This is a genomic window from Microbacterium sp. (genome assembly GCF_026393345.1).
In the GTDB taxonomy this organism is placed as follows: Bacteria; Actinomycetota; Actinomycetes; order Actinomycetales; family Microbacteriaceae; genus Microbacterium.
This window is the reverse complement of the sequence record NZ_JAPLAI010000077.1, coordinates 1-2,261: the sequence shown is the minus strand read 5'-3', so window position 1 is coordinate 2,261 and position 2,261 is coordinate 1. Positions and strand designations below refer to the sequence as shown.

General features: G+C 69.1%; 2 protein-coding genes. Both read right to left on the bottom strand.

Annotated elements, in window-relative coordinates:
- Positions 1 to 11: 11 nt before the first annotated feature.
- Complete coding sequence (locus NT132_RS14280; protein WP_297790207.1) at positions 12 to 824, bottom strand: shikimate dehydrogenase; 813 nt, start codon at positions 822 to 824, stop codon at positions 12 to 14.
- Between the two features lie 4 nt (positions 825 to 828).
- Positions 829 to 2,261, bottom strand: a 1,433-nt coding sequence (gene mltG / locus NT132_RS14275; protein ID WP_366940419.1) for an endolytic transglycosylase MltG, incomplete at its 5' end; no start/stop codon positions are given.

Here is a 2,261-nt window from a genome sequence, read left to right as displayed (position 1 = left end):
CGCTCGTCAGCTCAGAGCGCTGCGCGCATCGCCGCGAGCACGCGCGGCTCATCCGGCAGTTCGACGGCCGGGTCGCCATCACGGAAGATGCGGATCTGACGCACCGCCTGGTGCAGCAGCATTCCGAGACCAGAGACGACCGGACGGCTTCCCCAGACCGATGCCAGCGCCGAGGGCCACGGCGCGTATGCGGCGTCGAAGAGCACTCCCCCGTCGCTCGCGAGGCCCTCAGCCAGGTCGGTGTCCAGCGCGGTGCCGCTCGGCAGCGTGGCGATCGTGAGATCCACCGGCGTGGTCGGCGTGTTCAGCGCGTCGCCGGTGACCGTGACCCGCAGGTGCCCGCCCAGCTCGACCAGACCTGCAGCCCGCTCCGGACGGCGGGCGCGGACGTCCACGTGGGTCGCGCCGATCTCGGCGACTGCAAGCAGCGCGGATGCCGCGGTCGCGCCGGCCCCGAGGATCCGCACCGAGCTGACGTCGGTGACGCCGGCCTCGGCCAGGGCGTCGATGATGCCGCCCACATCCGTGTTGAATCCGGCGATCTCCGATCCGAGCAGCAGCGTGTTGACGGCGCCCGTCAGTTCGGCGTGGCGGTCACGGGTGGCGGCGGCGCGAAACGCCTCCTCCTTCAGCGGCATCGTGAGCGAGAGGCCGCGCCATGAGTCGTCGAGCGAGTCGAGCACGCCTGCGAAGTCCGCTGTCGACACCTGCCGCCGCTCGTACTCCCAGTCCAGACCGAGTACGGAATACGCCGCCGCATGCAGTGCCGGGGACTTCGAGTGCGCGATCGGGTCGCCCCAGACCGCGAGGCGCGACTCGCTCACTGCGTCAGCATCCGGCGTCCGGGTTCTCCCGGCACCAGGACTGCCATTTCTTGATGCCTTCCTGGTGTTCCTCGTAGGTCTCGGAGAACTGCGTCTCGCCCGTCGACAGATTGATCGTGACGAAGTAGATCCACGGTCCCTCTGCGGGGCTCATCGCCGCCTTGATCGCCGCGTCACTCGGGCTCGCGATCGGGGTGACCGGGAGTCCCGTGTTCACATACGTGTTCCAGGGGTTGGGATCCTCGAGCGCCTCGGCGGAGCTCGACACCACGCCCTCGTGCAGCGAGCCGTAGCCGTACTGCGCGGTCGAGTCCATCTGCAACTTCATGTCGATGTCGAGACGGTTCTGGATGACTCTGGCGACCTTGGCGAAGTCGTCGGTGCGACCCTCGCGCTGGACGATCGACGCGATCGTGAGGATGCGTTCAGCATCGGCATCCGGCACACCGGCGTTCGCAAGCGACTCCCGTGTGCGGTCCACCATGCGCTGGATCACCTGCGTCGCCGTGACGCCGGGGTCGAACGTGTAGACCGCTGGGAACAGCCAGCCCTCGAGGTTCTGCGCGTTCACGCCGTAGACCGACGGGTCCGCGACCGCGGCCTCGAAGTCGGCGAGCGGGAGTCCGAGCGTCTCGGCCATGCCGGGCAGAGACGACACGATCGTGCCGCCTTCGGCCACCGAGACGGTGTTGTCCATCTTGTTGTTCTCGTCCTGGAGCGCTGCCAGCGCGGCCTCGGCCGTCATCTTCTCCTGCAGCTTGTACACCCCGGGATAGAACGTCACGCCGGGTGCTTCCTTGACGAGGTAGTCGTAGAAGACGTCCTCGGTCTTCGTGACCCCTGCTTCGAAGAGGGCGACGGAGACAGGCCCGCCGGTGTCACCGGTCTTGATCGTGACGAGCGCCTCTCCGGTCGCCATTCCGGGATCCCAGTCCTTCGGCTCCCCCCACCCGAGAGCTTCGCTGATCCGTTCGCCGTACGTGTTCCACACCCAGGCACCGCCGGCGGCGATACCGCCGAGGATCGGGCAGCCCGTCCTGCGCTTCTTCCTGGGCTTCTGGGCTGCAGCGCGTTCGTCCTCATGCGGCGCGAACAGATAATCGAGACCACCGCCGAGCACCGGCTGCGGATCGGCGACAGCGGGCGTGACCTGCGGAACGGCCCTCGTCGGGGTGTCCCCCGCGTCCGCAGCGTCGCGCACCGGTGTGCCCGAGTCCTCGACCCCGGCATCGGCAGAGGCGCGCACGGGGGCGGCCTCCGGCTCGGACTGCGCGACAGGCGTTCCGTCGGCAGGCGTCGTCGCACGACCGGTGGCCGCCTCACGTGCCGCACGGCGCGAGCCGGGCGTCGGCGCGCTGTTGTCCACCGTCGGACTCTGCTGCGTCGGGTCTGGAAGGTTCTCGAACAGGTCGCCCAGGCGGGCGTCCGGATCGTGCC